The following is a 24,173-nucleotide window of genomic DNA, read 5'->3' on the forward strand; positions in this document are numbered from 1 at the left end:
AACCGCAACTTTTTAAAAATACTAAATAATGCCAATGATCAGGTAATTAAAGACTTTGAGGGGCATAACTTGAAAAATTCTTGCTGTAGGGATAATGATCCGTCATCTTCATTTCAGAAAATTCTCCACCACGCATGAACAAATGTTAGTATAAAATTAGTAATAACATGGAGGCGAATACATGAAAACAATCGGATTAATTGGTGGTATGAGTTGGGAGTCTTCAGCTGAATATTACCGTCTGATCAATGAAAACGTGAAGCAACAACTAGGTGGTTTGCATTCAGCAAAATGTATTTTGTACAGTGTTGATTTCCAGGAAATCGAGCATTTCCAAGCGGCAGGTGAGTGGGCACAAGCTGGGCGAGTGCTAGGGGAAGCGGCACAATCTTTAGAGAAAGCGGGAGCAGATTTCATTGTGATTTGTACAAATACGATGCATAAGGTTATGGGAGTGATAGCAGCCAACATCACAATCCCTATTTTACATATTGCTGACGCAGCAGCTGCACAAATTCAACAGGCCGGATTACAAAGGATTGCACTACTTGGCACAAAATATACGATGGAGCAAGATTTTTATAAAGCGAGAGTCGAAGGATTTGGCATCGAGGTACTGATTCCAAATGTAGAGCAACGTATCGGCGTGAATCGAATCATTTATGAGGAACTATGTTTAGGTACGATTGAGCCTGCTTCAAAAGCATATTATTTACAAGTGATCGACATGTTGATCGAAGCAGGGGCGCAGGGTATTATTCTTGGCTGTACAGAGATTGGTTTATTGATTGAGCAGGCAGATGTAGCGGTACCTGTTTTCGATACAGCCGTTATCCATGCGCATGCCGCAGTGGCAATGGCAATGGCAATGGCAGTTGAATCGTAGGAGTATTGTTTAGTAGCGTCCATGCAGATGGGAAGAAGTAGAGCGTTCCATCCATAGTTAAAGTTCTGAATTAAATGGTGAGGTGAGTACATGCGCAAAAAGGTACGAGACAGGGGTATTGTGATTGGTACGTTACCGGTAGGGGCAAAAAATTGTCTAACAGATGTAGCGGGCGTACGTGTAGGACATGTGACGCTTGATGAAGAATTGAGTCAGGACGGCGCGTATGCTTGTACAGGGGTAACAGCGATTTTACCACATGGCGGCAATTTATTTCAGCACAAGGTCACTGCGTCAAGTTATATACTAAATGGCTTTGGAAAGACGACAGGACTTGTGCAAGTTAATGAACTAGGGGTCCTTGAATCACCAATTATGCTGACGAATACATTTGGTGTACCTGCTGTTACACAGGGCGCTTTACGGTATATGTTAGATACTAATACAGCGATTGGCGATTCGACAGGAACGATTAATATTGTCGTTGGGGAATGCAATGATAGTTATTTGAACGCCATTCGTGCCTGTCCGGTAACACCTGAGCATGCGATTGAAGCCATTCACATTGCCTCAGAAGATGTAGCAGCAGAAGGGGCAGTCGGCGCAGGAAAAGGTATGATATGCTTTGGCTATAAGGGCGGCATTGGCTCATCTTCGCGCATTGTGACAGTAGAGCAAGAAGAAGTAGACTATACAGTTGGCTGTCTGGTGTTAAGTAATTTTGGGCATAGCACAGAGTTTTTAGCCGATCGTTATCAAATCATGAGCGCTCAAAGTGAATCTACCTTAGCGCCAACAGATGGTTCGATTATAATTGTGTTGGCGACAGATGCCCCGCTTAGTAGTCGTCAGTTGTCCCGTGTCATTAAGCGTTGTGGCATTGGTCTTGGACGTACTGGCAGTCATTTCTCACATGGCAGTGGGGATATTGTCATTGGCTTTACAACGGCACATCAAATCCCACACACGTCCAAGCAACATTTGGAAACACGTACACAGCTGCGTGAGGATCATCCTATTATGAATCAGTTATTTACTGCGGCGGCAGAAGCAACAGAAGAAGCCATTTTGAATTCTCTATCACAGGCACAAACAACAACGGGGCGAGATGGTCATGTAGTGGGAGCCTATCATTTTGATGGCAAGTAATCATGGCATTTGGTAAAAGTTATTGAGGCACTTCGTGTTTCAATAACTTTACTATTTTTACGGTCGTAAAGGAGAGCTTAAGCAGCCACACAGGGTAAGGAAAATCCGGTCCTACCTTGTCTTGCTCATAGGGTGAAGCTGTATGATACGCGAAAGGCTTGATGTTTTGAAAGGGGGAGTTATCATGAAGAAAAATATTATAATGGGTTTTATTGCTATATTAGTATTGTCGTTAGTGGGTGTCTATATAAGCCATAATAATGAAACGATTAAAATTTACGAGGCAATCAGTTTTTCCAAAATTAAAAAGGGTTCCATGAAAGAAATTACAGATTTAACGGACAAAGATGTATTTTTATCCGCCTTTCACAGTGCAAGTAAAAACGCAGGTATCGTAGACATGGATATTCCTAACTATAAAGTTAAACTGGGTATGAAAACATATTATCTTTGGATTGATGAGAATTCTGGTGTGATAGTGGATGGTAATGATACACATACCACTTATAGTATTGAAGCTCAAGATGTTTATGAAGTGATTACGAAGCTGTATAGGGGCAAAGAATTAAAAAGATAAACGTTTGGCATTCACAATCATTCTAGTCATGATCAATCAGTAAATTAAGTAAGTAATTAGTAAAGCTACGATAATTTTTGATAAAAGTTTTATGATGCATGTAAGTCATCAAAACAAGAAAAAGTTATAAAAAAATGCACTGAATTTGATAGATTCAATGATCTGTCACTCTTTCTGGATTTTTCAAATGAGCGCACACTAATAGATGAATCTTTCTTCATACATACGAACCCACTTCTTTTCCCATTCTCGAATCACACGTTTAAATATCCTCGAACTTAGACATGGCAGTGAAACGAACGAAAGAAATCAAAATTTTTCCTTGGTTGAAATTTCCCTCAATACACTACTAACAGAACATCTGTATAAAAACCCCTAAATTATCATAGAAAACATCCCGTTTCGACTCCCAACGTAGATTTCTAACACTTAAATAGCGCATTTTGTATGAAAATAAGATAATAACCATTTATTTGTAATAATGCTTTTTTTATCTAGTCAATGATTAGGTAGGTGTGCTAACATTTACTTTAAAAATACAGAATTATCGAAAAACATAATATGAACTTAGCTTCAAATTCTTGCGAGAGTTGAGGTGCATTTGATGATGCAAGGAAAGCTATTTCAGCCAATTAAAATGTTGAAAATAGTAAATGGTCAACAACTTCCATCTATACAAGAAAATAGTGATCCGCTCGTACGAGTAGAGGAAGAGACTCCTAGAATCTTTGTGAAGCCGATTTATTATTTACAGCGTATACCACTCAGTCTAAAATCGCTTTATTTGCGTGAGGGTGCGTATGCACGATTGAAACAAGCAGTCCGGCTTTTGCCTGAAAATTATAGCTTCATTTTGTATGATGGCTATCGTCCATTACAGGTGCAACAGTTTTTGTTTACACAATTTTCGAACCAAATTAAGAGGCAATACCCTATTTTTACGGAACAAGAGATTGTCAAGGAGACCCGAAAGTATGTAGCGTTTCCGAGCTTAGGAAATGAATATCTTGCCCCACATCTCACAGGGGGAGCAATTGATTTAACACTAGGGGATTTGCATGGCAATGCGTTAGATCTTGGTACGGCATTTGATGAGCTCAGTGAAAAATCAGCAACACGCTATTTCGAACAGTATACAGATGAAAATAATGTAGCCTGCCTGCATCGTCGGCTGCTGTATAACTGTATGACAATGGCTGGCTTTACGAATTATGCAGAGGAATGGTGGCACTACGACTTTCACAATGCTGCTTGGGCAAGACGTGTGGATGCGCAACACGCTTGTTATGGTGCTATCGAAGCAAAGATACAGGACTATCAAGTAAAGGAGTATCGATATCTATGAAGGTATATATAAGTGCAGACATTGAAGGGATTACGGGCACTACATCTTGGAGTGAAACGGAGCTAAATGCGCCTGATAATGCATTTTTTCGCAAGCAAATGACGAAGGAAGTAGAGGCTGCCATAGAAGGGGCCATTCTTGGAGGGGCTACGGAAATTTTACTAAAGGATGCGCATGACTCAGCACGTAATCTGGATATTTCCAATCTTCCTGTGAACTGCAAGGTCATTCGTGGCTGGACATATGAACCAATGTGTATGGTAGCAGGGCTTGATAGCAGCTTTAACCGCGCCATTTTCATCGGTTATCACAGTAAAGGAGGAAGTGCGCGAAACCCATTAGCGCATACGCTTTGTGTCTTTGCTGATGTAAAGATTAATGGCGAGTATGCCAGTGAATTTTTAATTAATACGTATGCTGCTGCCCTCCATGGTGTTCCGGTTTCATTCGTCAGTGGGGATGTGGGGCTAACAGAAGAAATTCAAACCATCAATGACAACATCGTTACATTTGCCACGAAGGAGGGGGTTGGCAATGCGACGATTAGCGTGAGCCCACAGCTGACGCTTAAAGAAACAAAACGACTTGTGGCGGCATCCATGAAGGTACAGCGAGAGGCGTTACAAGTGACATTGCCGGAGCGTTTTGTGGTGGAAATTATTTACCGTGACCATACGCGTGCCTATCGTAATTCATTTTATCCTAACGCAACATTTAAGCCGCATAATACAGTGGAATTCGTGACGGATGATTATTTTGAAGTACTACGCATTTTACAGTTCCTAACATAAGCAAACAGACAGTAGGTGCAGGGATGAAAATAAAAAACATTAAGGTCGCTAAGGTGGAAGCTCCACTCATCACGCCATTTAAAACTGCGCTCCGGACAGTGCATCGTATTCACAATATTGCTGTCTATGTTGATACCGATGATGGACAAATAGGTATTGGGGAAGCGGCGCCAACAGCAGTCATTACTGGCGAAACACTAGGTTCTATTACTCATGCAATTGAAGATTATATCAAGCCCGCCATTACGGGGATAGATATAGAAGAAATCGCCCACATTATGGAACGATTAGACAAAAGTATATACCATAATACCAGTGCCAAAGCTGCGGTGGATATGGCGATTTATGATTTATTTGCACAGCACTATCAAGCGCCATTATATAAATTATTAGGTGGTTACCGGAAGGAACTAACGACTGACATTACGATTAGTGTGAATGATACGGAAGAAATGGTGAAGGATAGTGTAGCAGCCGTAGCACGCGGTTTCCACATTCTAAAGGTCAAGGTAGGGAAGGACCCGATTGGAGATGTGAAGCGCGTAGTTGCAATTCGGCAAGCTGTTGGACCAGACATTACAATACGCGTGGATGCCAATCAAGGTTGGACGCCAAAGCAAGCGGTACGCATCATTGGTGCACTTGAGGATGCGGACACCAATATAGAGTTAGTGGAGCAACCTGTTCATTATGATGATCTGGCAGGTATGCAATATGTGACAGCTAATACATTGACCAATATTTTAGCGGATGAAAGTGTATTCTCCGCCAAAGATGCGTTCACCATTATCGAAAAGCGTGCAGCAGATTTGATTAATATCAAACTCATGAAAACAGGGGGTATTCATCAAGCGCACAAGATTTGCCAGATAGCAGAGGCCAATGGCATTCCATGTATGATTGGTTGCATGTTGGAAACAAAAATTAGCGTAAGTGCGGCAGCTCATTTTGCGGCATCACAAAAAAATATAACAATGGTAGATCTAGACGGACCTGGTTTATGTTTGAAAGATCCTATTTCAGGTGGTCCAATTTTTGAAAACGAACGAATTACAATGACGGATGCAGTTGGCATAGGATTTACAATATAAAAAAAGATTGCTAGGGGGAGGCTTTTTATGAAAAAGTATTGGTTTCTTTTAGTGTGTCTTATCGCCTTACTTTGTACAGCATGTAGTAATGATTCCTCAGATGAAAAAAAATCAGAATACCGAGTAGTTTATTCAGGTGAAATTAAAACCTTAAACTATCTAAAAACTTCTGAAACCAATGAGTTTGCTGTTGCGGCTAACTTAGTCGACGGGTTGATTGAATATGATAAGTATGGTGTTGTACAACCAGGCTTAGCAAAAGAGTGGACTTCAAATGAAGATGCAACTGTGTGGACTTTTAAGCTTCGAGATGATGTGAAATGGGTAACACATGATGGCAAAGAGTACGCAGATTTAGTGGCGCAAGATTTTGTGGACGGCTTAAACTATGTGCTTGATGCAAAAAATGAATCGTCAACGGTATGGAGTGCAACCGTTGTGAAAAATGGTGAAGCGTTCTATAACGGGGATATAACAGATTTCACAAAAGTTGGTATAAAGGCAACCGACAAACATACAGTAGAGTATACTTTAGAAGCACCTACACCCTATTTCCTCTCTATGCTGAACTACGTATGCTTCTTCCCAGTTAACGGTGAGTTTTTAGCTGAAAAAGGCGAAAAATTCGGGACAACACGTGAAAATTTCCTTTATAACGGTGCTTATATTTTAGACAAGTTCGAACCTCAAAATGAGCGTGTCCTTGTCAAAAACGATACGTACTGGGATAAAGACAATGTACTGATCGACCGTATCCGCTATAAGTATAACAAAGAAGCAGCAACTGTAGCGCCAGAACTTTTCTTACGTGGTGAAGTAGATTCTGCAAGCATCCCAACCTCCATCATTGATGAATGGTTTAATGATGACAAGAAAAAGTCGCAGGTTCGTCAAACTCAAAATAATTTCTATACGTATTTCTATGCGTTAAACTTTGATCCGCAATTCGATGCTGAGTATGAGCCAGATAATTGGAAGATTGTTGTCAATAATAAAGACTTCCGAAAATCACTTTATCATGCGCTGGATCGCGTATCAGCCATGTTAACAGTAGAGCCCTATAATCCACAGGACATGCTTAGTAACACGGTTACACCGAGAAACTTTGTGGATGTTGCTGGGGTCGATTACACACTATTAGCCCCATTAGAACCTATTACAAGTAGTGATTCCTTTAATAAAGATCTAGCACTAGAATTTAAGGAAAAAGCAAAGGCTACACTTGAAGGGAAAGCGACCTTCCCAGTGAAAGTATTAATGCCATATAACTCAGGCAGTCCTGATTGGGCAAACCGTACACAAGTGATTGAACAGCAAATCGAAAAATTATTAGGCGCTGATTATGTTGATATTATCGTAGAGCCTGGTCCTTCAACAGGCTTCTTATCAGAAGTACGCCGCCCAGGTAAATTTGCGTTACTTGAAGCGAACTGGGGTCCAGACTATGCCGATCCATCCACATACACAGAGCCATTCAGTGTCGATGGCACATATAACAAACCAGAATTAGCAGAGGGCTATAAAGAAGCCAATGGTAAAACAACGTATCAAAATTTAATCGATGAAGCGAAAGCAACAATTGATACAGCTGAACGCTATGACCTATTTGCAAAAGCAGAAAGTTTCTTAATTGAGGAAGCATTTGTCATTCCTTATGCAGTAGGTGGTAGTGGTTATGTCGCTTCAAAATTAAACCCATTTGAAGCGCAGTACTCGCCATTTGGTGTAACATCTGAAAAATTCAAAGGTCAGAAAATTTTAGATAAGCCAATGAGTAATGATGAGTTCAAGGAAGCATTAGCAAAGTGGGAGCAAGAACGTGCTGAGGCCTTAGTCAATGCAACAAAATAAGCGCACGACATCATCATTGCAAGGCTAATTCAAATTGTTACGAGTAGTGAATTTTTATGACGAAGGAGATGACCGAAAGAGATTAGTCGGCATCTCCTTCATTCTTTCTCGAATCTAGAATAGTAGGGAGGAATAAACGATGTTGTGGTATATCGGGAAACGATTGTTACAATCAGTCTTCACACTTTTTATCATTATCACGATTGTTTTTTCATTACTACGTTTAATGCCTGAAGAAGGATATTTAGGAGCAGCGGCAGACAAAATGTCACCCGCTCAACAGGAAGTATATTTAACTAATTTAGGTTTACGAGATCCATTGCCTGCTCAATTAGTGAATTTTTATGCAAACTTATTGCAAGGAGATCTGGGCAAATCAGTTACATATCGTACAGATGTACCGGTTGTCGCGATCATCGCAGATAAAATCATTTATTCGTTATTGTTTGGACTAGGGGCCGTTGCGCTATCACTCATTATCGGTGTACCACTTGGCATTTTAATGGCGCAGATGAAAGGACGCTGGCTCGATCGTTTAGGAACAGGATACATTGTCTTCGTTGTTGCTGTTCCGGCAGCGGTTTATTACTTAGTTATTCAAATGTATGTGACAGAAATCTTCCGTCTGCCGATGCTCTTTGATGAATATCAGCCAATTACCTGGATATTGCCGCTGCTCTCAATGGCCTTAGCACCGACTGCTTCCTACGCAATGTGGATGCGTCGCTATATGGTGGATGAACTAAACAAGGACTATATTAAGCTAGCACGTGCAAAAGGAGTGAAAGAGCGGACTTTAATGTTTAGTCATGTATTACGAAATGCCTTTATTCCGATGGCGCAGTACTTACCTGCAACCATTCTATTTACGATTACTGGCTCTATTTATATTGAATCCTTGTATTCCATTCCTGGGATGGGGGGCTTACTCGTTGATGCCATCCAGCGACAGGATAATACCATTGTACAAGGACTTGTCCTTGTTTTCTCATCACTCGGAATCATCGGTCTGATTTTAGGTGATATTGCCATGGCACTTGTTGATCCACGTATTAAATTAGGCAAAGGGGAGAGTGTGCGCTAATGAGCATCTATACAGAAGAAATTAATAATATCTCTGACAAGTCGCATGAAGCGCTGTTTCAGTTTGCAGAAGCCGGGGACAGCAAAGCCGAAGAAACAGCCTACTCTAATTATTCCTATTGGCGTTCCACGTGGCAATCCTTTTTGAAAAATCGCTTGGCGGTCTTTTTATTAGTCGCGGTTTGTATGATCGTGGCGTTTACGATCCTTCAACCGTACTTCCCCCAGCAAAAATCACCAACTGAAATATATCTGGATGACCAAACAGGCTTACAAGCTCGAAATGTTGCCCCAAACGCTGAATTTTGGTTTGGGACAAACTCAATCGGTCAGGATTTATGGTCGCGCATTTGGGCAGGAACGCGTACATCCTTATTAATTGGCTGTGTTGTCGCATTCGTTGAAGCCATCGTTGGTATTACAATTGGTACACTTTGGGGCTTCTCTCGAAAGCTCGAAGTGCCGATTACGCAGCTCTATAATGTGGTAGATAATATTCCTACAACGATTGTTCTTATTTTAATGTCCTATATTTTGCGTCCGAGTATTTCGACCATCATCATTGCCATGTGTATTACGGGTTGGGTGGAAATGGCACGCTTCATCCGCAATCAGATTGTGATATTACGGGATCGCGAGTACAACTTAGCTTCTAAATGTTTAGGGACACCTGACTACCGCATTATTTTAAAGAATCTATTACCTTATTTAATCTCTGTCATTATGCTTCGGATGAGCCTTGCGATTCCTTTTGCGATTGGTGCAGAAGTGTTTTTAACCTATATTGGGCTAGGGTTACCGATCAGTGAACCATCTTTAGGAAATTTAATCAATGAAGGTCGTGTATTGATGATGTCACCAGATTTACGTTATCAGCTGATTTTTCCGAGTATTGTATTGAGTGTTATTACGATTGCCTTTTATATTATTGGTAATTCATTCGCGGATGCAGCGGATCCAAAAAATCACGTATAAAGGGGGAATACGATGGAAGCGAAACATACAAAATCCCGAATTTTATCGATTGAAAACTTAGTCATCAAATTTACACTTCGAGGTCAGGTATTAACAGCCATTCGTGACATCTCCCTTGAGTTATATAAAGGTGAAAGCCTTGCAATTGTTGGCGAATCGGGCTCAGGAAAATCAGTTCTTGTGAAATCCATTATGGGCTTGCTCGATAAAAACGGTTATATCGAGCAAGGTCAAATTATTTACAATGATATGGACTTAGCGCAATTTAAAACAGAACAAGAGTGGTTGCAAATACGAGGAAAAGAAGTAGCGATGGTTACCCAGGACCCCATGACTTCCTTAAATCCGCTGAAAACGATTGGGAAACAAATTGAGGAATGTGTTGTTTTACACCAAGGCTTAAAGGGCAAAGCCGCTTATGAAGAAACGCTGAAACTACTAAGTGATGTCGGTATTTATGATGTGGAAAAACGCTATAAGCAATACCCTCACGAATTTTCTGGTGGGATGCGGCAGCGTATTGTCATAGCGATAGCACTTGCCTGTCATCCGAAAATATTAATTTGCGATGAACCCACGACTGCACTCGATGTAACGATCCAAGCACAAATTTTGCAGCTCTTAAAAAATCTACAGCAGAAATATGGACTTACGACCGTTTATATTACGCATGATTTAGGCGTTGTGGCAAAAGTCGCAGATCGTATCGCGGTCATGTACGCAGGCGATGTGATCGAAGTGGGCGCCACGCACGAAGTCTTCTTCAATAGCCAGCATCCTTATACATGGGCACTCATTTCATCATTACCACAACTAGGATTAAAGGGCGAACAGCTCTATTCCATCAAAGGTACCCCGCCCAATCTATTCAAAGAAATAAAGGGCGATGCGTTCGCTCCCCGAAATCCATATGCATTAAAGATTGACTACGAGGAACGACCACCTTTCTTCCAAGTTAGCGACACACACTTTGCACGAACATGGCTACTGGATTCTCGTGCACCAAAAGTAGAGCTTCCTGAAACATTACAAGCATTCTTTGAACAGGGGAGGCAATACGTGAATGACTAAAAAAGAAGTACTATTGGAAGTAAAAAACTTAAAGATTGTGTTCGGTAAAGGAAAAAATAAATTTGTTGCTATTGACGATGTCAGCTTTGAGGTTTTTAAGGGTGAAACATTTGGATTAGTAGGGGAATCAGGCTCAGGAAAAACAACAATTGGCCGTGCCATTATGCGCATCAATGAAGTAAACGAAGGTCAGATTTTGTACCATGGAAAGAACATTAACGGCAAAATCCCAAAGGACTGGGATCGTAAAATTACGCAAAAAATCCAAATGATTTTCCAGGACCCCATGGCATCGCTCAATGAACGAGCGAAGGTAGACTATATTATTTCAGAAGGACTCCTCAATACAAAAAATTTTACAAATGAAGAAGACCGACAGCATAAGGTTCAAAAGGCACTATTGAATGTTGGGTTACTACCTGAGTTTGCCTCTCGTTTTCCACATGAATTTTCAGGCGGTCAGCGTCAACGCATTGGCATTGCACGTGCGTTAGTGATGGAGCCAGAGTTTATCATTGCGGATGAACCGATTTCGGCCTTAGACGTTTCGATAAGGGCACAAGTGTTAAATTTGCTGTCAAACTTACAACAACAAAATAACTTAACGTATTTATTCATTGCACATGACTTATCCATCGTACGCTTTATTACAGATCGTACAGCAGTTATTTATAAAGGCCATATCGTTGAGTTAGCGGAAACAGAAACGCTATTTTCTAATCCCATCCATCCATATACACGCGCACTATTATCAGCTGTACCGGAGCCAAATCCGTACAAAGAGCGTGAAAAGGTGGTTGAAATCTATGATCCAACGCAGCATCACTATGACAAATATCCACCATCATTTGTGGAAATGGAGGAAGGCCATTTCGTATTGGCAAACGAAGAGGAAATCGAAAATTACCGGACGACACGAAAAATGGGGGTTTGAACGATGAAGATACCAAAAGCATTAAAAAAAGGTGACACAATTGCGCTAATTAGTGCCTCAAGTGCAACACCGCCTGGGAAATTATATCCAGCAATTGAAAGTGTGGAGAAGCTCGGTTTTAAAGTAGTCGTAGGGGAAACAAGTCGGGCAAGACATGGCTACTTAGCAGGCTCAGATGAACTTCGTGCCGCTGAAGTCAACCAAATGTTCCGGGATCCTAGTATTGATGGCATTTTCTGTATTCGTGGCGGTTATGGTGCAACAAAAATTCTCCCATTCCTTGATTACGATATGATCCAAGCGAACCCTAAGGTATTTGCAGGTTATAGCGATGTGACAGCACTCCATATTGCGTTTAACCAAAATTGTAACTTTGTGACATACCATTCGCCGATGCCATCTACTGAATTTATTCAATCAGATATGGATGATTATACTTGGGATTGTTTTATCAACGGTGTAATGGCAACTGAAAGTAGTGGACTGCAACTTGATAATCCACCAGCTCAGTCTATGACAACGCTAGTCACAGGGCAAGCAACAGGACAGCTGGTCGGAGGAAACTTAACATTAGTCACTGCATCACTTGGAACCCCTTATGAAATTGAGACACAGGGCAAGATTTTATTTTTAGAAGATATAGATGAAAATGAGCAACGAATAGACCGCATGCTCACACAGTTAAAATTGGCTGGTAAGCTTGACGCAGTTGCAGGCATATTATTAGGTGCTTGGACAAATTGTGGTCCAGAAAATCCGGAGCAGCCAGAAAATAGCTTATCGCTCCAAACTATTTTTAATGAAATTTTAGTGCCACTTAAAAAACCAATTGTCATGGATATTACTTGTGGTCATTGCTTACCAACGATGACACTCCCATTAGGTCGAACAATTAACGTCAACGCAGAGACGCACATGATTAAAGTTGTAGGGTAGGTGAAAATGATGGCACAAATGATTCGGCAACTACTACAACAAACTTCCTACAACGTGCATATAATTGTCAAAGATTTAAGGACAGATGAAACCTTCATCTGTGAGCGACCCGATGCTGTGTTTTCTAGTGCCAGTCTCATAAAAGTCCCTATACTTCTTGCTGTTTTACATCATGTAGAATCCAATAATGTAAGGTTGGAACAAGTGTTAACGATTACGCCCAAAGACTGGGTCGACTTTAGTGTCATTAGCGAACAACAATTACAATCGACTACCATCTATGAGTTATTGGTGTGGATGATTATTACTAGCGATAATACGGCAACCAATGTGCTGATTGACTATATTGGTATGGATGCGCTTAATCGATATTTTCGTGAAATCGGTCTGAAGCATACAAAATTGCAGCGCAAGATGATGGACTTTGAAAGGCTGGCAAATGGCGTTGACAATGTTACGAATGCTCGTGATATGGCCCATATTTTTACACATATTTATCGTCAAGATTTATTAATGCCATCGTTTAGTGCACTGGCAATTGATATTTTGAGTCGCCAGCGTGTCCACGATTCACTCAGTCGTTATCTAGTAGATGATACCAGAATAGCCCATAAAACAGGGGGGCTTGATGCGGTTGATCATGATGTCGGCATTGTTTACAGCGACTCAAAAGATTATCTGATTGGTGTTTTTGTCACAGAAGTCACGAATAATCAAGATGCAAGGCAATTAATCGGTCGCATTTCGAAGGTCGTTTATGAGTACCTGGTACAACAGAAAGGGGCGTTAAAATGAATGCCATTGTCACGTCGATGATTGCTAATCTGTACGCTGAACCGAATGGAACATCTGAGCTGATTGATGAGTTATTATACGGAATGCCTGTGCAAATCATTGAAGAGTTAGATGGTTACTGGGTGCGTATACAATCAACCTATCAGTATGAGGGCTACTGTAGAAAAGTGAATTTACTGCTAGATAATGTGAAAACTAGTGCTTGGCGTCTGGAAGCATCGCATGTGATTCGTCAAAGTTTTGCAGATATTTTACAACATCCTCGTATTCAAAGTCCGAAATTAATGACACTTGTGAGAGGTTCAATTGTGCGCGCTTTACAAGACGAAGAACTAGACTCAGAATGGGCTAGCATCCAATTAGTAACAGGAGAAAGGGGCTATTTACGCAAAAAATGGCTGAGTGAACAGATTGCGGACAATAGCCTGTCAGAACAGGATTTCCGGGAAAATGTGGTGCAAACGGCACTTAGCTATTTAACAACACCATACCGCTGGGGTGGGAAATCGCCACTGGGTATTGATTGCTCAGGGCTATGTTCAATGGCATATATGCTAAATGGGGTATTGATTTTCCGAGACGCCAAAATTGTTGAAGACTTTCCTATCAAGGAAATAGCACTTGACCAAATTCAAAAAGGCGATTTATTGTACTTCCCAGGCCATGTCGCGCTATATCTAGGTGACAGCCTGTATGTGCACTCATCAATTGGTGGTAATGAAGTAACTATAAATAGCTTAAACGAACAACATCCGCTATACCGTAAAGACTTAGCAACGACAATTACAGCGGTGGGGAGTTATTTTGCGGATTAAAAAGCTAACACCATGATTCTACCAATTTTTCGAAGCGACGTACAAGACTACACCTTTCTCCGAATTTTAATCGTTAGTTCAAAATCTTTGATTTTTCCATAGCGGATTGAGTATTCTGTTCGTAGAGGTGATAGTATGATCAAACATAAAAAGATAGTCGCTATATCAGGAAGTATCCGAGAAGGTTCATCCAATACGAATATATTAAAAGCTTTAGCAACCTTTATTCCTGAAGGGATTGATTATTGTATTTATCCCGGCATAAAAGAGCTTCCTCATTTCAACCCAGATATCGATGGAACGGAACCACCAGCTGTCGTAGCGAATTTTAGAAAAACGTTAGCTGAGTCCCACGCGCTGATTATCTGTACGCCAGAATATGCAAAAAGTGTGCCAGGAGTTTTGAAGAACGCTTTAGATTGGCTTGTCTCATCCGGTGAACTTTATAAAAAACCGGTGGCTGTTATAACGGCATCTCCATCGGTGGCTGGAGGAGACAAGGCGCACGAATCTTTACTACTGACGCTGGGTATGCTCGATACGATTATTGTTGAACATGGTTCGTTGTTAGTGCCATCTGTAGGCATTAAATTTAACGACAATGCTACAGTGAAAGACGAGAGCACTAAGCAAGCACTTATTAATCTGATCGATAGTGTAGTAGCTGCGATCAATAAATGAGCTATGTTTTGTGTTTTTTCTAAGTTTAAATTGACAGAAAATAGAATTTTATGATGAATTAAAACTACTATATTATTTTCGAACGGGGGGTGAAGGATTTGAGCAATTGTTTATTTATTATTAAAGCCAATCACATAATAAATAAACAAGAAGCTGCCTTTCACCTGTCATATTTATCCGCCATTAACGGTCAGTAATTTATCTGTTCCGAGAGCGAAGCGTCAGGTACAAGACGCCCACCTCAAGTTGAAAGATGAGAATGAGTCAACTAGGTGGTCGATCAACTGCCCGTAAAAGCCCGATTGGAGTTTCACTTTATAAGCCATCACTCTATGATTTTTACGTCATAGAGTGAATACTTTTGTCGAGCGAGATGCTTCTGTTTATAAACAGAGGCATCTTTTTTTGTTGTCTAAAAATGAGGGGTGATGCATATGAGCAACTAACTATGAATAATGAAACAAGCAGATATGAAAAGGGGGAATCTATATGATTGAAAACAGTGATATTAAATACGTTCACGTTTTAGCAAAAAGATTTCATGGGGAAAGCAACATAATACGCCTGTTGAACCGCAATCCGCAAGTCACTGCAGATGCACTAGCATCGGCGTCTCTTGCGGATTGCCTGCGGAAAAGAAAGTGAATTTTTGTGCAATGTGAAGCCTTAATCAATCAATTTACAAATAGAATAGGTAAATAATAGAGCCTTAACATATGATTTTTTTATGCTATAATTTAAATTAAAAATTGGAGGTAATGTATTTGGATCATGACTTAAAAGAATTATTACGTTCGGTTTTAAAAGAAGAATTGGGACCGGTACATCAGCGTTTGGATGGTATGGAACAACGTTTGGACGGAATCGATAAACGATTTGATGGTATGGAACAACGTTTGGACGGAATCGATAAACGATTTGATGGTATGGAACAACGTTTAGACGGAATGGATAAACGATTCGATGGCATGGAACAACGTTTGGACGGAATGGATAAACGATTTGATGGCATGGAGCAGCGTTTAGATGGCATGGATAAACGATTCGATGGTATGGTTCAACGTCTAGACGGAATAGATCAGCGGTTAGATAAAATTGAGGATGATGTTCAAGAAGTTAAACTTGGACAAGTTGAGTTACAAAAAAATATTGTTGAAAACTTAGGACGATTCACAGAAAAAATTGCACATCATGTAGAAGATCGAACGGGTGCTTTAAATAAGCGCGTTTTTGAAATAGAAACAGTGATTCAACGATTGACAAGTCAATAATCGTAATCTTTTACTAGCTTTATGGAGGAAAAACTCTGTAAAGCCTTTTTTGTACGCTTCGTTAAATAAAGGAATATTTCTTTTAACGACAGCATGCTATAAATGCGTATAAAAAAATCTCCAAGCGCAAAAGGGGTTCCTCGCAGTCCCGAATGTGCATGGAGATTTTTTATATTAGTATTGATAGATATTTAACTGTTGACCCGCTTCTAATCGATCAGATCTAAGCTGATTCCATTGCTTGAGGGATGTTACCTTAACCTTGTGGGCCTCTGCGATATGCATGAGTGAGTCACCGTCAGCTACCGTAATCGTTTTTTTGTTTTTGACGGGGCTGTCGTATTGTTGCAAGTCATATTTCGCAATAAGCAAGTTAAGCTTTTCATTGTATTTTGAATCTGTCGCATAGGAGCCTGTTAAAAAATTTGTTGCGTCTGCATAGGTCTGTGTCTGGCTCTTAAAGACACCTGTATAAAAATCCTTGTTCCATGACACCCCATTACGCAGTAACTTTACATAATCTTTCATAGAGTCTTCATAGGAAGGATATTTGCGGAACTCAGCCATTACGGTTGACATATTACCAGAACCATCATCTTCAGATGTTTCTAGCGTGACAGAGTCGTTTTGAAATTGGCCCTTCATGCCAAATAAATTATTATTAGGAGCTGAACCTAGACCACTTTGTCCATTTTGGCTTTCTAAAATAGCTTGCGCAATCATAACTGAGGCGTATAAATCATTTTCTGCGCCAAGTTTACGTGCAGTTTCGGCAATAGCGCCGATGAATTCTTCCGTACTTGGCCCTTCTTCAACATATTCGGGCTCATTTGTCTCTTTATTAAACATAGAATCAAATAGTTGTATAATCATGAAAATTGATATACCGATAACAGCTATGAGTATAAGTATACCTTTCATCAAATTTTTTAATAATTTCATTGGTGTTGATGTTGGTAGAAGACAACATCTCCCTCCTTCCTTTACAAGTGAGTACATACTAAGGTGCTATATTTCTAATTATGACAGAGCTACAACATAAAATAAAGCCGTGTATTTTTTATAGTATCCATAATTAATAAAACGAAATTGCGGCCAAATAGTTCCTTAATTTGCAACCTTATAAATATATTTTCCACCTATTTTGTTAGAAATAGGGAAGATATTATTTCAACGTATTGTAAGTTTTTCGGCATCATTACACAACACCACTTGATTCCGTTTAAAGAGTAAAAAGTTGCGAGACCCCGGTTGTAGGAAAGCGAGCCAGCTAGACTCCACACGAAGCGACGAAGGAAGCAGCTAGCTGGTTCGTCCACGAAAAGCGAATGGCTTTTTCCAGACCTGCTTATTATGACTTGTAAAGGTGTCGTGTTTTTGTATCCGATAAAAATTAAGCTTGCAAAATAAGTACAGTGTGTATATATTGTATATAAAGTGTATACACAATATTATTTCGCGAAGAGGTATTTGCATGCAAATTATTATTTCAAACAGTTCTAAAGAGCCGATATATGAACAAATTTATGTTCAAATTAAAAGACTTATTTTAATGGGCGAATTACAAGAAGGTCAATCATTGCCTTCTATGCGCCAACTTGCCAAAGATTTAGAAATTAGTGTTATTACAACAAAACGCGCTTATGAAGAGCTTGAAAAGAACGGCTTCATTTATTCCATTGTTGGAAAAGGTTCATTCATCTCGGAACAAAATACGGAGATGATGAAGGAAAGAAAGATGAAAGTTATCGAAGAAAAGCTATTGGTTGCCATTCAAAACGCTAAAGAAATGGACATTAGCTTAGCAGAACTAAAGGAAATGCTGACATTATTGTATACGGAGGATGAATGATGGAAAATGTGATTGAATTACAACATGTTAATAAATCATTTAATGGATTTCAGGTGAAAGATCTCTCTATTACCGTTAAAAAAGGCTATGTGACTGGATTTATTGGGGGAAATGGTGCTGGTAAATCGACAACAATCAAATTGATCATGAATTTATTACAGCAAGATAGTGGCTCTATTTCGATTTTCGGCATGGACTATAAGAATCATGAGAAAGAGATAAAGCAACGAATTGGCTTTGTCTACGATGAAAACATTTTTTATGAAAATTTAAATTTAAAGGAAATGAAAAAAATCATTCAGCCAGCCTATAGAAACTGGGATGAATCGGCTTTTCAACGCTATATCAATCAATTTGAATTGCCACTGAACAAAAAAATCAAAACATTTTCAAAAGGCATGAAGATGAAAGCCTCGCTAGCTATTGCACTAGCACATCATGCAGAGTTAATCATTATGGATGAACCAACGTCTGGTCTCGATCCGATATTTAGACGAGAATTACTAAATGATTTACATGATTTAATGCAAGACGGGGATAAAACCATTTTCTTTTCGACGCATATTACAACGGATTTAGATCGCATAGCGGATTACATTACCTTTATTCAAAATGGCGACCATATTTTTACGAAGGAATTTTATAAAATTGAAGAGGAATATGCCATTGTAAAAGGAACGCTTGATTTATTGGATCGTGAAACGGAGCAAGAGTTTATTTCCATTCGGAAAACGAACAGTGGTTTTGAAGCATTAACAGCTTGTAAAAACCGTGTAGCGAACCTATTTGGAGATACTGTTATTTTGGAAAAGCCAACGCTTGAAGATATTATGTATTATTCGAAAAAAGGAGGGGAACTGTATGTTTAGCCTGATACGAAAGGATTTTTTATTACAAAAGCATATAGTTTTACTGTACATCGCTATGTTAACATTCTTTCCACTATTAGATAAATCACCTGTGTTTGTAGGATTTATATTTAGTCTATCAATTATCATGACTACCTATTCTTTTGATGAAAAAGATAACATTAATATTCTGCTCAATTCGCTCCCTTACACGCGAAAGGAAATTGTCAGTTCAAAATATATCGGTGCATTACTATTTACATTGTTATTTATTAGCGCTATGTATGTTGGGGATTTTGTTTTGAATGGAAATAAAGCGTCATTTTTAGTGAAAGAGATGCTGCTTATTATAGGGCTTGTGATGATCACTACATCTTTCCTGCTGCCATTCTTATATAGATTTAAAATGCAATACCTACATATGGCTATGGTTGCATTAGTGGTTATCTATTTGATAACAATAAGTTTTTTTATTAAAAATTTACATGATGTTATCAGAGAATTGACACAAAAAATCCTGACTTTACAAGAAATCCAAATTTATTTTGTTGCTATATTGACGGTCATCATTTTATATATTGGCTCGTGGTTACTATCCATTCGTATTTATGACAGAAAAATATTTTAAAATATTAATATGCGCTGATCTTGGATATCAGCATGCCGAAAGAATCAATCTACTGGCATTAGTACCAAAGCCAATTTTATACATGTTGCTGGCTTATGCGACTAATTGGCATCCTGGTTGACCCGCTATGAAAACTGAAACGGAAAACTTTATTGCACAGGCGGTAAAGGATGGTATTATTCAGGCTTTACACTTGAAAGATTTACGGAATGGTACAATGACAACTGATCGTTTGATTATATTAGGATACTAAAATTGACAGTTTAGTGAAGAATATTATTTTGGTAAAACAAAAAAGTAAATAAAAACTTCAAGTATTTAGTGTAATTTATAAAAAACGTTACTTTTGTTATATAAAAAGGTGATAGTAACGCAAAAATATGGCGTGAATTGGATGTTGATTGGATAATATGTTAATGATAGTTTAGTAATTGCTCGAGAATAATGGAATGTTATAACATTTTAATATTTTTTTGGAATAACGGAGGATTAACTTTGAAGAATAACATAATTAAAAATATTATAGGATTGATTTGTTTTACATTAGTTTTCAGTATCATTTCCCCAAGTATCGCTAAGGCAAGTGAGCCCCAGGATTTGCAAATAAACGATTCTATCAAAACATGCTGCTGAACAAGCAGTAGTTCGTAAAATTACTGGAAAAATGATTGATAAAGCTTTGACTGATGGAGAGAAATATGTAGATGCATTAAGTGGGGAACGAGTTTCTTGGGATCAAAGCGGAAATGGCATCGCTGTCCTACTTAAAAAAAATTCAGATGAAATTGATCCAGTTTATCCAGAAAATCATAAGAAATTTAAGTGGTTTAAAAACACTTGGCAATATGTACGAGATTTCGAGTAATTGTAAAAGTATTTCGGAAAAAAATTACTACAGACAATTTGCTAAAAGTTCATCTAGATACAACAACAATCCATGGTATATTAACTGTGGATTGTTATGATTTATCTTGTTATTCTTTAAAACCAAATAGAAAAAGGAGATTTATTTATGGTTATATTAAAAGATTGCACTAGTAAACCTAGTTGTGAAGTTGAACTAAATTTAAAATCAGTTGATGATTCGAGTGTGAAATTCGAAATTTATTTTCGTTCTGGTAACAGTTTTCCTGTTGTTCATTCATCAAAAATAAATTGTTTAAAAGAAGATTTTCTAAAATTGTTAGATGATTTAAAACAACTTGATAATACACATCTAAGTATGCTAGAGCCTCAAGATCCAGGGTTGTGTATTTATCATATTCCTGAATATGGCACTTATTACTTTCCTGAATATGGTTTTCTTCAAGTTCCTGATAATGAGAGGTGTGAAAGGGAGTCTATTTATAAATTAATTTTTGTATTAGATGCAGGTGATAAGAATCATCTGGTTGCAACAGCATGTGGTCCTGCATTATGTCTAATAGTAAAAATGGAACAAATTAATGAATTCGTAAACAGTTTAAAATCGGAGGTAAATAGTTTTTGAGTTTATAAAGAAATGACTGGTGTTCATAATTTAATTATACATAAAGCCCAGGCCCTCAATTAATAATATTGAGCCTGGGCTTTTTTCTTTCTAATTATTGGTATATCTAGTAATTCAAAGTATACTGTATAAAAACCCATAATAGGAGCGATGAAGCGATGGTCAAAGCTTTAAATTGTCCCAACTGTGCTGCAGCATTCAATCCAAAGGAAAATATTTGTGAATACTGTGGTAGTTATATTATTACATCAGAAGCAAAACAAATCACTTATGATTTAGACGTTTTCAACCCTACATATAAAAAAATCTTCTTCCATGAAATTGAAATGAATGAAAATGAATTCCCTTTACGCTCAGGTGTTGCAAACATGTATTACAGTGCAACTCGTTCTGATGGTGGTCGGCTATTATTAACAAATCAACGAATAATTTTTTGTGCCCATGCTCTTAATATAAATCCTAATTTATATTGGGAATTAAGTTTAGGCAGGGTAGATCGAACTGAACTCGGTTTAAATCTTCTTATTACACAAAGAATTCATATTTTTGATAGAGAAGCAAAAAATACAACATTCGTCGTTTATGGCGGAAAACATTGGCTAAATGAATTGACACAAGCTTTAAACAGAATTAAATAGAAAACACAACATGTAAAGAACCGGGAGCTCATTGAGTACCTTGCTCTTTTTCATTTCCAAATATCTTACTGTAAAAAGAACTAGTATAACTCTATTTCTAATAAAGAATAATGAGAATTTATCCTGGGTGTAGTAGAAGTAACTCCTTAGTTGTCATTTATTTGGAGGGGTTAGTACCGCTTTATAACTGGCATAACAGGATTGGTTGACGTCAACAAGTATAGACCAACTAATTTTATTCCTTTAGTTGTAGGAAAATTATTCTCGGTATAATCTATATCGGATTCCCAATACTAAAGCTGTTTCGAGTAAAAGGAAGGAGGCATTTTAGTGAGATTTATAACATGGGGTGTTATAGGGGCTATTGTTTTTTATATAGTTAAAGGAGTGCAAAATGGAACTTTTCTACAAGTCACAAAAAATAAGACCAACAAATTAAATCAACAGAATGCACAAGAAACTGAAGAACCTATTTCAAGAATGACTCAACATTTACAAACGGTAGCTGATAATCCATTAACAGGAAATTTCCCAACCCAGAATGGTATATAAACGCTAAATTATTATGCCTATAGGCAATGAAATATTCAATTGTTCTATAGGTTTTACATAAAAGAAACTATAAACGTAATAGTAAATGGTTAAATCGCTATAAGGACTCATGAATGCGAAGGAACGCCAGATGAGTACATTTATAACGATTATTAATGAGCATATACTTAATGAGTTTAATTTAGACAATAAATAATCGTTACAATTAGTTAGTATTTTTTTCTTCTATATCATTTATTGTGTTACTAATTTTTTCAGTACTTTGAATTTTACGTAATTTTGCAACAAAAAGTAATAATAATGGCAATAAAATGGTTACGGTTAATGTAAATAGTGGCCAAGTTTCCTTATTGTAATTAATTGAGTGAACAATACTCGGATGTAAAATTTGAGAAAATGCAATTGAAATCATTCCAAGTGGTAATATTAGCGGTCGATGATCTTTTATATTGAATATTTGCGCTAAACCCTTTACTGATGCGTAAAAATATACATACGATCTAACAAAGATTGTGAACATCCACATAAAAGCCATTATTATTTCAATACGTTGTAGAAAATTCCCTATTGAAATATTTTGTGCCAATGCATAGCTAGGATAAGATTGGTGAGATGTATTTGTTGCACCGAGTACAAGTATAGAGAGAGCTATAATAACAGTTAATACCAAACCTCCTGCTATTGTACCTATATAAAACCCCTTTTGAGCTGACTTATGTTCATTAATTGCAGAGGGGAAAATCATTAATAATACAACCAATGGAAAAGAAAAGGTGCTCATAAAATTTAATATACCACCTAGCAGTGATTTTGTTGGTGTATCGAGTATAGGTTGTACATTTTTAATGTCTATTTGTGGAGAAATGCAAATTATAAAAACAACAAATAAGAACAAAAAAATAGGGAATAATATTTCGGCACAGCGTGCAAAGACCTCTACCCCTAAATAAGTAGCAAATATAATAATGATACTAAACAAGATAGCAAAGGCAACTGTAGGTGTCTCTGGCATGACTTCAGTATGCATAAAAGTTCCAATGAAAAAAAATAATTCTCCTGCTGAAAGTAAGGGTAGAAAGATAAAACCAACGGATGTAAATTTACCCATAAATTTTCCTAGTATTTTTTCATTGGCCTCAATAAAGGTTAAATTTGGGGTCCTATTTCCTAAAGAAATGAATAGCTTTACTAGTAATAAACTTAATACCACCCCTAGTATAGCCGCAATCCAAGCATCCTGTTTAACCGCATTCGCCATCGTCCCGGGAATAATTAATATAGTTGTACCTATTGAAAAGAGAAATACAATTATTGTAAACTGTTGCGCACTAACAATTTCTCCTTTCACATAAGTCACCCTCTTTACTTTCAAAAAATTTTATATAATTTATTATTTGGTAATATCTAGAATAGTTTTGTCTTTCTATTTAGTTTCAATTAAAAGGATATACATATTGGTGAAGAAATAATCAAACTAACATACAACAAGACCACTCCTTATAGGGTAGCCTTAGAGAAAAAAGTTGAATCAGTTTTAGAAAAAAAACATTAACGTCCTCAAAATAGGGTAAATTTTTAGATATAAATATGGAGGGAAGAGGAAAAAATAGACCCAATAAATTGGGGGTAACGATTGTAGAACTAATCGATACAAAACAAAGAACACTAATTGTTAAAGGCTTAGATGCGATAGACGGAACTCCTATTATTGATATAAAACCTGTAATGACAGAGTTCTTACCAAAAGGAGTTGTAAAACAGCCAAATTGGTCAATATCTTTAATGGATAAATATTGGGATTAAATTTATTATTTCTAACGTAACTTAACTTTTGTAATTATTAGCATTGGAAAAAGACTATTCTATGATGGGTAGTCTAATTTTTTGTCTTAAATAAGAGTCACTACAATAGAAG

General features: G+C 37.9%; 27 protein-coding genes and 1 pseudogene. 26 read left to right on the top strand and 2 right to left on the bottom strand.

The genetic code is table 11. The annotated features are described in order from the left end of the window. Positions 1–181: 181 nt before the first annotated feature. From ACQKII_RS02965 to ACQKII_RS03045, 17 genes are all read left to right on the top strand, one after another. On the top strand, positions 182–886 hold the full coding sequence (locus ACQKII_RS02965; RefSeq protein ID WP_427456191.1) for an aspartate/glutamate racemase family protein: 705 nt from the start codon (positions 182–184) through the stop codon (positions 884–886). Positions 887–976: 90 nt separating this feature from the next. Then, entirely contained in the window at positions 977–2,035 is a 1,059-nt protein-coding gene (locus tag ACQKII_RS02970) for a P1 family peptidase (RefSeq protein WP_427456193.1), read from the top strand. Positions 2,036–2,219: 184 nt separating this feature from the next. Continuing rightward, positions 2,220–2,612 carry a hypothetical protein gene (locus tag ACQKII_RS02975; protein WP_427456195.1) on the top strand — a complete coding sequence of 131 codons (393 nt, stop codon included), beginning with the start codon at positions 2,220–2,222 and terminating at the stop codon, positions 2,610–2,612. A 604-nt stretch (positions 2,613–3,216) separates the two neighbouring features. Further along, positions 3,217–3,957, top strand: a complete 741-nt coding sequence (locus ACQKII_RS02980) for a M15 family metallopeptidase (RefSeq protein WP_427456197.1) — start codon at positions 3,217–3,219, stop codon at positions 3,955–3,957. Next, entirely contained in the window at positions 3,954–4,748 is a 795-nt protein-coding gene (locus ACQKII_RS02985; RefSeq protein WP_427456199.1) for a M55 family metallopeptidase, read from the top strand. The genes ACQKII_RS02980 and ACQKII_RS02985 overlap by 4 nt, the downstream gene beginning before the upstream one ends. Before the next feature lie 23 nt (positions 4,749–4,771). Then, positions 4,772–5,839 (top strand): dipeptide epimerase, encoded by a 1,068-nt coding sequence (locus ACQKII_RS02990; RefSeq protein WP_427456201.1) that lies wholly within the window; start codon positions 4,772–4,774, stop codon positions 5,837–5,839. Between the two features lie 27 nt (positions 5,840–5,866). Continuing rightward, the gene (locus ACQKII_RS02995) at positions 5,867–7,690 is read left to right on the top strand and encodes a peptide ABC transporter substrate-binding protein (RefSeq protein ID WP_427456203.1); all 1,824 of its coding nucleotides are present in this window, start codon (positions 5,867–5,869) and stop codon (positions 7,688–7,690) included. A gap of 139 nt (positions 7,691–7,829) precedes the next feature. Beyond that, positions 7,830–8,774: an ABC transporter permease gene (locus ACQKII_RS03000; RefSeq protein ID WP_427456205.1), complete on the top strand. Its 945-nt coding sequence runs from the start codon at positions 7,830–7,832 to the stop codon at positions 8,772–8,774. Then, on the top strand, positions 8,774–9,748 hold the full coding sequence (locus ACQKII_RS03005; protein ID WP_427456207.1) for an ABC transporter permease: 975 nt from the start codon (positions 8,774–8,776) through the stop codon (positions 9,746–9,748). Before ACQKII_RS03000 ends, ACQKII_RS03005 begins: the two co-directional genes overlap by 1 nt. 12 nt (positions 9,749–9,760) lie before the next feature. Next, positions 9,761–10,819, top strand: coding sequence for an ABC transporter ATP-binding protein (locus ACQKII_RS03010; RefSeq protein WP_427456209.1), 1,059 nt, complete (start codon positions 9,761–9,763; stop codon positions 10,817–10,819). After that, positions 10,812–11,753, top strand: a complete 942-nt coding sequence (locus ACQKII_RS03015; protein WP_427456211.1) for an ATP-binding cassette domain-containing protein — start codon at positions 10,812–10,814, stop codon at positions 11,751–11,753. The genes ACQKII_RS03010 and ACQKII_RS03015 overlap by 8 nt, the downstream gene beginning before the upstream one ends. A 3-nt stretch (positions 11,754–11,756) precedes the next feature. Then, the gene (locus ACQKII_RS03020; RefSeq protein ID WP_427456213.1) at positions 11,757–12,689 is read left to right on the top strand and encodes a S66 peptidase family protein; all 933 of its coding nucleotides are present in this window, start codon (positions 11,757–11,759) and stop codon (positions 12,687–12,689) included. A gap of 6 nt (positions 12,690–12,695) precedes the next feature. Further along, positions 12,696–13,484: a serine hydrolase gene (locus ACQKII_RS03025; RefSeq protein ID WP_427456215.1), complete on the top strand. Its 789-nt coding sequence runs from the start codon at positions 12,696–12,698 to the stop codon at positions 13,482–13,484. Beyond that, positions 13,481–14,299, top strand: coding sequence for a C40 family peptidase (locus ACQKII_RS03030; RefSeq protein ID WP_427456217.1), 819 nt, complete (start codon positions 13,481–13,483; stop codon positions 14,297–14,299). The genes ACQKII_RS03025 and ACQKII_RS03030 overlap by 4 nt, the downstream gene beginning before the upstream one ends. A gap of 135 nt (positions 14,300–14,434) precedes the next feature. Next, positions 14,435–14,980: an NADPH-dependent FMN reductase gene (locus tag ACQKII_RS03035; protein ID WP_427456219.1), complete on the top strand. Its 546-nt coding sequence runs from the start codon at positions 14,435–14,437 to the stop codon at positions 14,978–14,980. Between the two features lie 489 nt (positions 14,981–15,469). After that, a complete protein-coding gene (locus ACQKII_RS03040) occupies positions 15,470–15,625 on the top strand; it encodes a hypothetical protein (protein WP_427456221.1) in 156 nt (51 codons plus the stop codon). Positions 15,626–15,744: 119 nt separating this feature from the next. Next, positions 15,745–16,251 (top strand): hypothetical protein, encoded by a 507-nt coding sequence (locus ACQKII_RS03045; protein WP_427456223.1) that lies wholly within the window; start codon positions 15,745–15,747, stop codon positions 16,249–16,251. Between the two features lie 174 nt (positions 16,252–16,425). Here the strand turns inward: ACQKII_RS03045 and ACQKII_RS03050 are convergent, their stop codons facing one another. Continuing rightward, positions 16,426–17,124: a glucosaminidase domain-containing protein gene (locus ACQKII_RS03050; RefSeq protein ID WP_427456225.1), complete on the bottom strand. Its 699-nt coding sequence runs from the start codon at positions 17,122–17,124 to the stop codon at positions 16,426–16,428. Positions 17,125–17,725: 601 nt separating this feature from the next. On the opposite strand from ACQKII_RS03050, the gene ACQKII_RS03055 reads away from it, so the two are divergent. From ACQKII_RS03055 to ACQKII_RS03090, 8 genes are all read left to right on the top strand, one after another. Continuing rightward, on the top strand, positions 17,726–18,103 hold the full coding sequence (locus tag ACQKII_RS03055; protein ID WP_427456227.1) for a GntR family transcriptional regulator: 378 nt from the start codon (positions 17,726–17,728) through the stop codon (positions 18,101–18,103). After that, positions 18,103–18,972 (top strand): ABC transporter ATP-binding protein, encoded by an 870-nt coding sequence (locus tag ACQKII_RS03060; protein WP_427456229.1) that lies wholly within the window; start codon positions 18,103–18,105, stop codon positions 18,970–18,972. Before ACQKII_RS03055 ends, ACQKII_RS03060 begins: the two co-directional genes overlap by 1 nt. After that, positions 18,965–19,579 (top strand): ABC-2 transporter permease, encoded by a 615-nt coding sequence (locus ACQKII_RS03065; protein ID WP_427456231.1) that lies wholly within the window; start codon positions 18,965–18,967, stop codon positions 19,577–19,579. Before ACQKII_RS03060 ends, ACQKII_RS03065 begins: the two co-directional genes overlap by 8 nt. Before the next feature lie 127 nt (positions 19,580–19,706). Further along, complete coding sequence (locus ACQKII_RS03070) at positions 19,707–19,832, top strand: hypothetical protein (protein ID WP_427456233.1); 126 nt, start codon at positions 19,707–19,709, stop codon at positions 19,830–19,832. A gap of 411 nt (positions 19,833–20,243) precedes the next feature. Continuing rightward, the gene (locus ACQKII_RS03075) at positions 20,244–20,444 is read left to right on the top strand and encodes a hypothetical protein (RefSeq protein WP_427456235.1); all 201 of its coding nucleotides are present in this window, start codon (positions 20,244–20,246) and stop codon (positions 20,442–20,444) included. 147 nt (positions 20,445–20,591) lie between these two features. Beyond that, on the top strand, positions 20,592–21,068 hold the full coding sequence (locus tag ACQKII_RS03080) for a hypothetical protein (protein WP_427456236.1): 477 nt from the start codon (positions 20,592–20,594) through the stop codon (positions 21,066–21,068). A gap of 158 nt (positions 21,069–21,226) precedes the next feature. Then, positions 21,227–21,706, top strand: coding sequence for a hypothetical protein (locus tag ACQKII_RS03085; protein ID WP_427456238.1), 480 nt, complete (start codon positions 21,227–21,229; stop codon positions 21,704–21,706). A 330-nt stretch (positions 21,707–22,036) separates the two neighbouring features. Further along, positions 22,037–22,258, top strand: a complete 222-nt coding sequence (locus ACQKII_RS03090; RefSeq protein ID WP_427456240.1) for a hypothetical protein — start codon at positions 22,037–22,039, stop codon at positions 22,256–22,258. Positions 22,259–22,463: 205 nt separating this feature from the next. Here the strand turns inward: ACQKII_RS03090 and ACQKII_RS03095 are convergent, their stop codons facing one another. Next, positions 22,464–23,606 (bottom strand): GerAB/ArcD/ProY family transporter, encoded by a 1,143-nt coding sequence (locus ACQKII_RS03095; RefSeq protein WP_427456242.1) that lies wholly within the window; start codon positions 23,604–23,606, stop codon positions 22,464–22,466. A 248-nt stretch (positions 23,607–23,854) separates the two neighbouring features. Between ACQKII_RS03095 and ACQKII_RS03100 the strand changes: the two are divergent. Next, positions 23,855–24,061 (top strand): annotated as a pseudogene (locus ACQKII_RS03100) (TrmO family methyltransferase domain-containing protein); the annotation flags it as partial. Positions 24,062–24,173 lie beyond the last annotated feature (112 nt).

It is taken from the genome of Lysinibacillus sp. NPDC048646, from assembly GCF_050272295.1.
GTDB lineage: Bacteria > Bacillota > Bacilli > Bacillales_A > Planococcaceae > Lysinibacillus.